At 67.7% G+C, this 7,643-nt stretch carries 7 protein-coding genes; 5 read left to right on the top strand and 2 right to left on the bottom strand.

Annotated elements, in window-relative coordinates:
- Positions 1 to 123: 123 nt before the first annotated feature.
- Positions 124 to 690, bottom strand: coding sequence for a hypothetical protein (locus NR810_RS51805; protein ID WP_257463589.1), 567 nt, complete (start codon positions 688 to 690; stop codon positions 124 to 126).
- 229 nt (positions 691 to 919) lie between these two features.
- On the opposite strand from NR810_RS51805, the gene NR810_RS51800 reads away from it, so the two are divergent.
- From NR810_RS51800 to NR810_RS51785, 4 genes are all read left to right on the top strand, one after another.
- Positions 920 to 1,270, top strand: coding sequence for an ArsR/SmtB family transcription factor (locus tag NR810_RS51800; RefSeq protein WP_257463588.1), 351 nt, complete (start codon positions 920 to 922; stop codon positions 1,268 to 1,270).
- 44 nt (positions 1,271 to 1,314) lie between these two features.
- Positions 1,315 to 1,788 carry an SRPBCC family protein gene (locus NR810_RS51795; RefSeq protein ID WP_257463587.1) on the top strand — a complete coding sequence of 158 codons (474 nt, stop codon included), beginning with the start codon at positions 1,315 to 1,317 and terminating at the stop codon, positions 1,786 to 1,788.
- 73 nt (positions 1,789 to 1,861) lie between these two features.
- Entirely contained in the window at positions 1,862 to 3,232 is a 1,371-nt protein-coding gene (locus NR810_RS51790) for a hypothetical protein (protein ID WP_257463586.1), read from the top strand.
- A 32-nt stretch (positions 3,233 to 3,264) separates the two neighbouring features.
- Positions 3,265 to 4,578, top strand: a complete 1,314-nt coding sequence (locus NR810_RS51785) for a hypothetical protein (RefSeq protein ID WP_257463585.1) — start codon at positions 3,265 to 3,267, stop codon at positions 4,576 to 4,578.
- Between the two features lie 34 nt (positions 4,579 to 4,612).
- Here the strand turns inward: NR810_RS51785 and NR810_RS51780 are convergent, their stop codons facing one another.
- Complete coding sequence (locus NR810_RS51780) at positions 4,613 to 6,478, bottom strand: Ig-like domain-containing protein (RefSeq protein ID WP_257463584.1); 1,866 nt, start codon at positions 6,476 to 6,478, stop codon at positions 4,613 to 4,615.
- Between the two features lie 339 nt (positions 6,479 to 6,817).
- Between NR810_RS51780 and NR810_RS51775 the strand changes: the two genes are divergently transcribed.
- Positions 6,818 to 7,483, top strand: coding sequence for an HAD family hydrolase (locus NR810_RS51775; protein ID WP_257463583.1), 666 nt, complete (start codon positions 6,818 to 6,820; stop codon positions 7,481 to 7,483).
- Positions 7,484 to 7,643 lie beyond the last annotated feature (160 nt).

The following is a 7,643-nucleotide window of genomic DNA, read 5'->3' as shown; positions in this document are numbered from 1 at the left end:
CCCTTTGTAGTGCCAGCCTCTGCCGGGGTGTCAGCCGGATGCTACGCTGCTCAGAGGACATCGCCGCTCCTCTCTCCTGCTCAGCGGCGATGTTACCCCCTGAAAGAACTTAGTCCACATGGCTTAGATGAGCCTGCGCTTATTCACCAGCCCCAACAACCGCGATTGTTCCGCCTTGAGGTGGAGAAAGGACTTGTGTGCGTAATCGAGGACTTCCGTGGGGAAGTTCACGAGCGAGGAATGTTCCGAGAAGTCCTTCTCCTCCCAGCGCTTCATGACGGCTTGATACGCGGCGACGTGGGCACAGAGCGTCAGGAGGCATGGAGGGATGTGATCTTCGATGAGCAGATCGCTCTTCGTGGTGACCAGCTCGGCCATGCGCAGGTTGCTGGGCATGAAGACCTCCTTCATCCAGGTCCGCCATGCAACCAGCTCCTGCTCTGTCGGTGGTGCCCCTTCGCCAAAGAAGGCCCTTCCAGGACGGTATTTCTTCCGGAATTGCAGCCACGCCGTTGATGTCGCACTCCCGAGCGCGAGGAGGGGGCCATAGAAATCGGAGAGCTGTGTGTTGATTCGATTCAACTGGCTGGTTCGTTGGTCGAGACGAAGCTTGCTCGCATGTGCCGCGAGGTAGCCCGAGACGGCGAGCAAGACCGACGCGAGAGTCGTGACGACTGTCTTCTCATCCATGAATCCAATCCTCTTCCTTCTTCATGCACCTGGGTGCCGGGGTCCACGCGTAGACGGCCGGAGCCCCGCCTCATGATCTTCGGCTACCACGTGTCCGTGCCGTGGAGCGGGTGAATCAGCAAGCCCCCGGGTCCCCGCTCGCGCTCTACCTCGAGGGTTCTCACTTGACGTCGAAGGGTCTCGCGACTATTTAACCAAAAGGATAATTAACCAATTGGTTCAATGCTCCATGGCCCCAGATCGACTAAGCACCACGTTCGCCGCGCTCGCCGACCCGACGCGCCGCGCCATCCTCGCTCGGTTGGCGAAGGGGGAGGCGACGGTGGGCGAGCTCGCGGCGCCCTTCGACATGAGCCTCCCGGCGGTCTCCAAGCACCTCAAGGTGCTGGAGAACGCGGGGCTCATCTCGCGCGGCCGCGAGGCGCAGTGGCGCCCGTGCCGGCTGGAGGGCGAGCCGCTACGGGACGTGGCGGCGTGGCTGGAGCACTACCGCCGCTTCTTCGACGAGAGCCTCGACCGGCTCGGAGACTACCTGCAGGAGTTGGAGAGCCAGGAGCCCGGGCCCGGTCCCAAGAAGTAGCCCCCTACAAGCCGCCATCACCCACCCATGAGAGGACGGAAGCGATGATCGACATGAAGCGCGACGTAGTGAGCACCACCGACCGGGAGATCATCCTCACTCGCGTGTACAACGCCCCGCGCGAGCGCGTGTTCGAGGTGTGGACGAAGCCCGAGCACATCTCACGTTGGTGGGGGCCGCACGGCTTCAACACCGTGACCGAGTCCATGGACGTGCGCCCGGGCGGCACCTGGAAGTACGTGATGAAGCATGCCGAGTACGGGGAGTTCGACAACCTCATCACCTACCGCGAGGTCGTCCGCCCCGAGCGCCTGGTGTACAGCCACGGCACGAGCACCGAGGTCGAGCAGTTCCACGTCACGGTGACGTTCGAGGATCAGGGCGGAAAGACCCGCCTCACCATGCACAGCGTGTGGCCCAGCGCCGAGGCGTTCGAGGAGGTGCGCAAGTTCGGGGTGGAGAAGGGCGGCAACGAGACCCTGGACCGCCTCACCGAGCACCTGGCGCGGCTGGCCTGATAGGGAGGACTCCGGGGTCGGCGCCCGTTCATCCTGGCGCGCATTCGGGGGCCAGATTCGCTAGAAGGCGCGCATGTCCTCAGAACCTTCCGGCAAGGCCCCGTTCCCGAGACTCTCGGTCTGGGTGCTGTTCGCCATGGTGTATGGCGTGTACATCGCCAGCCCGGTCCGTATCCAGACCGACTCCATCTGGTCCATCCCCACCGCGGCCAGCATCCTGCACGAGGGCAATGCCAACCTGGACGAGTTCCGCCCGACCTTCTCGTCCTATACGGCCCACGGCACCTACGAGCATTCCGACGGCCATGCGTACTACGACTATCCGCTCGGGGCCGTGCTGGCGGCGCTCCCGTTCCTGGCCGGGATGGAGGCGGTGCTGTCCTTGTTCGAGCCGGCGCTCCCGCACCTGGGCGGGCTCGGGACGTACATCCAGAAGTGGCTCCTCACGTTCCGGAGCACCGGGACGATCGACCTGGGCTTCTACAACCGCACCGAGCAGCTCATCGCCTCGTTCTACGTCAGCGTCGCCGTCGTGGTGCTCTTCCTCGCGCTCCGGAAGCAGGTGCCCGACCGCACGGCGTTCGCCACGGCCCTCCTCTTCGCGTTCGGGACGTCCGCCTACTCCACGGCGAGCCGGGTGCTCTGGCAGCACGCGCCCTCGCTGCTCACCCTCGCCTGCATCGTCTTCCTGCTGGCCCGGCCCACCCAGACGGTCCGCACGGCGCTGCTGGCCGGCTTCGCCGTCGCGTGCGCCTACGTCTGCCGGCCGACGAACGCCGTCTCCGTCGTGGTGGTCACCGCCTTCTACGTCCTGCGGTGGCCCCGGCTGCTGCCCGCCTTCTTCGGGGGCGCGGCGGTGGTGGCCCTGCCGTTCTGCGCCTACAACCTGAGCACCTACAGCTCGCTGTTCTCGCCCTACTACTCGCAGCGGTTGGATCCCACCCAGAGCCGCTTCTTCCAGGCACTGGCGGCCAACCTCGTCAGCCCCTCGCGAGGGCTCCTCATCTACTCGCCCTTCCTCCTCCTCGCCGTCGTGGGCTTCTTTCAGAAGCTGCGCCGACGGGAGCTCCAGGCCCCGGAGAAGGCGTTCGCGGTGGCCGTGCTGCTCCATTGGGTGGCCATCTCGGCCTTCCCCATCTGGTGGGCGGGGCACTCCGTCGGTCCGCGCTTCTTCACGGACGTGTTGCCCTACCTCGTCTACTTCCTGGCCTTCCCCCTGGATGCGCTGCTCTCGGCCCCCCGGCGGCGCCCGATCCTCACCGGAGTGTTCGCGGTGGCGGCGGTCTACAGCGTGCTGTTCCACTGGCGCGGCTCGAGCTCCCCCGCCGTCCACGGCTGGAACAGCGTGCCCACCAACGTCGACAAGGACCCCGCTCGCTGCTGGGACTGGAGTGATGCGCAGTTCCTCCGGGCGCTGCCGTTCCGTAGCTCGGGAGGGGCATAACGGGTATGAACAGGGGACAGGGGGAGATGCTCTTGTCCGATCCACGTCCGCCGTCCAGCAACCCAGATACCGCCCAGCAGTTCGAGCCCACCGCGAGCCCCGGCGCCTCACCGTCCCAGGCCCTGGCGAGGAACACCCTCCGCGCTCCCGCTCCCGGGCTGCTGGCCGTCACGTCCCGCTCGCTGGAGACCAATCACCGCATCACCCAGGGTTACATCCAGCTCGCCCATGAGTTGCAGGCGCTGCTCGACCCGGACTACCGGCCCGGGGGCACCAGCCGCGTCCTGTGCAACTGGTTCGCCCTCGCGCCGCACGCCTCGCTGGAGGTGGGCAAGGGAATGCTCGGCGCGCACCTGGCCCGGTCCATCATCGACGCGGCGCAGGGCGAGCCCGCCCAGTCCGTCCAGCACGCGCTCGTGCGCTGCGGTGTCTCCGGCCAGGGGCTGCTCGCCGCGGAGAAGATGGCGGACACGCTGCGGTGGTTCGGCCTGTCGTACGACGTGGCCGCCTCCCTGGGCACGCTGGTGAGCGCCGCCAACCTCGAGTCGCTCCTGGATCTGCGCACCCTGTGGATCACCACCTGGCGCTTCGTGCGCCTGCTCCATGCGGCCCCGGGCACCACGCCGCTCGACAAGGCCGAGGCGGTGGCGCGCACCCTGGAGCAGCTGCTGCTCGAAGGGAACATGGCCATCTTCGGGGACATCGGCGGCGCCGCGCGCGCGTACCTCGACTGGCGGAAGAGCTCGGGCGGGCACGAGGTCCGGTCGGCCATGGTGGTGGAGCGCTTCTCGTTGAAGGACTCCAATCCCGACGAGGCCCGGCGTGCCTGGGCGTACGCGCTCGCGCACGTGAAGGACTCGCCGCTGCCGGCGGACTTCGCGAGCGCGCTGCCCGGCGTGAGCGGGCACAGCCTGGTGGTGGCCGCGTTCGCGCTCTTCGAGGACTCGCGCCGGGCGGCCAGCGCCTCGGAGCGGGACGCGCTCATCGCCTTCGCCAACAACTACCTGGCCTGGCGCGAGCAGCATGACACCGTGCAGCCCGCCTTCACGCCCCCGGCCCCGCGCGAGGGCGAAGTGTCTCGCCCCTCCCTCATGCTGGCGATGACGCCCACGCTGCGCCTGCCGCTCGGCGCCGTCGCCTGGGAGCTCAGCGACTACACCGCCACGCTGAAGGATCGGGACCGCAACTTCCTCACCTCGAAGCCCACCGAGTACAACTGGGCCCTCTTCGAGGACAGGTGGCCCGCCATCCTGGATGCCTTCCAGGTCGGCTACCGCCACCGCGAGGGGCTGTGGACGATGCCCCAGCCCCTCATTCAATCCCAGGACCTGGTGGAGGTGGCCTGAGTCCCACCAGGGCCCGGGGGCCCATGCCGGGCGTTCAGAAGCCGGAGCCGGACGGGGTGACGGTCGCGGAGAACGCGTCCGTCATCCAGGTGTCGGTCTCCACCTGAGCCACACCCCGGCCCTGCTCGTCCGCGACGAGCTCCGCCGTGTACGACTCCCCGGCGCCGCTCACCGTCACCTGGTAGGTGGCTCCCGGCGTCAGGAACCGGCCCTCCACCTGCACGCCGACGCGATTGCCTCCCTCGGCCCCGATGGGCTCGATGGCCACCGTGCCGGACACCTCCTCGCCCCTGGTGCCGGTGAACTGGAAGTCACGCCCGTGGGCCAGGACCTCGATCTCCCGCACGAAGGTGGTGCTCCTCCCGGCTCCGTCCGTGGCCCGCGCATACAGGAAGCCGCGCTGCGCGACCACCACCACGGGGGCCCGCCAGCCCGTCTCGTACAGCCCGGACCGCGCGTTGAACGGGAGCGGCTGCCAGGCGGCGGGATCCGGCTCCGGCGCCACCTCCAGCTCCGCTCCGGCCGGCACCAGGTACACCTGCCACTCCATGGCGGCGATGCCCGAGCCCCGGTCGCTCGCGGCCATCCGCACCCGGTGCTCCTTCCCGCCCGCGAAGTGCTTCTGCTCCTCCGGACCGGCCAGCCCCACGACCGCGGGAGAACGATCGATCCACACCTCGATCAGCGCCAGCGACTCCTGTCCCCGGTTGTCGGTGGCGCGAGCACCGACCATGTGGGAGCCCTCCGACAGGGTGCTCGTGTCGATCAGTCCCTCGTAGTACCCGGTCTGGCTGTTGTAGGACGTGCTCCGCCAGAAGAGGCCATCGACCGTGTACTCGACCCGGGACAGGTGCACCTGATCGACGGCCTGGATCTGCAGACGGATGGACTCCCGGAGCATGGCCCCGTTGGACAGGTTCACGATGCTCACGGCCGGCGGGTGGTCCACCTGGGTGGTGAACGAGAGCACCGGCGAGACCGAACCATTGCCGGCCGCGTCCATCGAGCGGACCTTGAAGAAGTACGTCGTGCCCGGCTGCAGGTTCGACAGGCGCACGTGGTGGTTCTGGGTGAGGTTGAGGTCCAGGCTCGTCGCACTGCCCAGGGAGCTGGTGGTGCCGTACTCGACCTGCGAGGTCGAGCGCTCGTCCGTGAGCCAGTCGATTTCGGCGAAGTCCGTCCCTCCCAGCGAGGGGCTCGTCGCGTACACGCGCGGGGGCAGGGTGTCCCTGGGCGTGTCCGAGACCTCGGCGGAGAAGGAGGACTCGTTGCCGGCCACGTCCACCGCCGCCACCACGTAATGGTAGGTGGTGCCGATGTTCAGCAGATCATCCCGGTGGAAGGTGCTCTGGGTGCCGGTCACCCGCGTGTACGGGCCACCGGCCTTGGTGCTCCGGTACACGGCATAACCCGCCAGGTCCGCCTCCGCGTTGGCGTTCCAGGAGACGTCCAGGAAGCCACCATTGCTGGGGACCGGTGGCGCCGTCAGCTTCACCCCCGAGGGCGCGGCGGGCGGATTGCCCACCACCACCAGCACGGACACGAGCCGCTGGTTCCCGGAGTTGTCCGTGGCGCGGACGAAGATGTTGTGGCTGCCATCCGTCACGGACGTGCTCGCCCAGACGCCCCGGTACTTCGTCGACAGCAGGCTCCCGGACAGCGCCACCCAGGTGTTCGTGGTGGAATCCACCTGGAACTCCACCCGGGCTACTCCCGAGCCCAGCAGCCCGTCTTCCGCCTCGACCTCGAGGGCCACCTGGCCCTGGAGGACGGCGGAGCCGCCGGGCCGGATGATCTTGAGCTGGGGGGGCGTCGAGTCCAGCCCGCCGAGCAGCGCGGCCGCTGGCGTCCCCGCGAGGGACACGAGCAGCGCGGTGAGCAGCGCCGAAGTCTGTACCACTGGGAGTTTCCTCCGATGCATGTCAATCCACTCCATCTGGGGTGGGACAGGCCAATGCCTGTCACCTTTGGGGTTCGGGGACTGTCCAAAGCCAGATCCATGCCGGGCCGTGAACAGTCCGCTCATCCCGTGGGGCAGGGAGGCCCCGTGGATTCTTTTCTTCCGGGAAAACAGGGGGTTGTCAGATGTCGAGCGGATGAGGGCGTTTCCCAGGGCACGGCGTCCCCACGGTCCGCGGCTCACGTGATTCCTCCGCATCCAGGATTATTTTCCGGGGGCTCGCGTGCGCGAACCGGGAAAATCTTCAGCTCCGCGAACCTCGGAGGATACATTCCGCACATGGAACGCCGCTTCGACATCATCACCTTCGACTGTTACGGAACGCTCATCGACTGGGAGGAGGGCATCGCGAACGCCTTCCTCAGCGCCGCGCGCCAGGACGGCGTCGAGCTTCAGCGCGACGCGGTGTTGCGCGCATACGAGCAGGTGGAGCCCCTCGTGCAGGGCGAGCGCTTCCGCCTCTATCGCGACGTGCTCACCGAGACGGCGGTCCGTGTGGCGGACGCGCTCGGCTGGCCACTCACTCACGAGCGCGCGACGTTCCTGGCCTCGTCGCTCGCGTCATGGAAGCCATTTCCCGACACGAACGCCGCGCTCGAGCGGCTGCGTGACGCCGGCTATCGCTTCGGCATCCTCTCGAACATCGACGACGAGCTCATTCGAGCGACGCGCCGTCACTTCACCGTCGACTTCGAGCTCGTCATCACCGCCGAGCAGGTGCGCTCCTACAAGCCCGCACACGCGCATTTCCTCGCCGCGCGCGAGCGGCTCGGCTCGCTCCGCTGGTTGCACGCCGCGCAGAGCAACTTCCACGACATCGTTCCGACCAACGCCCTCGGTGTTCCGAATGCGTGGGTGAATCGCCGCGGTGATACCGCGCTACCAGGCGGCAGGCCCACGTACGAGGTCCGCGATCTCGCCGGGCTCGCGGACCTCCTCGCCTAGTGGAGTGTCCACAAAGTCTTTGGACATGGTCCGAGGGTCCGTGGATGTCCCCTCTCCCTCTGGGAGAGGGCTAGGGTGAGGGTCTTCCCCCTGGAGCGCATGACCCCATGGGAGTTCACAGAGGACGGCGAGGGGGCGGTTGCATGCCGTGATGCAAGCC

It is taken from the genome of Archangium lipolyticum, assembly GCF_024623785.1.
Taxonomy (GTDB): domain Bacteria; phylum Myxococcota; class Myxococcia; order Myxococcales; family Myxococcaceae; genus Archangium; species Archangium lipolyticum.
This window is presented reverse-complemented; position numbering and strand designations above follow the sequence as displayed.

What these genes read in the sequence shown, in the direction of transcription:
- NR810_RS51805 (WP_257463589.1), bottom strand. Translation starts at nt 690, where the DNA reads ATGGATGAGAAGACAGTCGTCACGACTCTCGCGTCGGTCTTGCTCGCC.
- NR810_RS51800 (WP_257463588.1), top strand. Translation starts at nt 920, where the DNA reads ATGGCCCCAGATCGACTAAGCACCACGTTCGCCGCGCTCGCCGACCCG.
- NR810_RS51795 (WP_257463587.1), top strand. Translation starts at nt 1,315, where the DNA reads ATGATCGACATGAAGCGCGACGTAGTGAGCACCACCGACCGGGAGATC.
- NR810_RS51790 (WP_257463586.1), top strand. Translation starts at nt 1,862, where the DNA reads ATGTCCTCAGAACCTTCCGGCAAGGCCCCGTTCCCGAGACTCTCGGTC.
- NR810_RS51775 (WP_257463583.1), top strand. Translation starts at nt 6,818, where the DNA reads ATGGAACGCCGCTTCGACATCATCACCTTCGACTGTTACGGAACGCTC.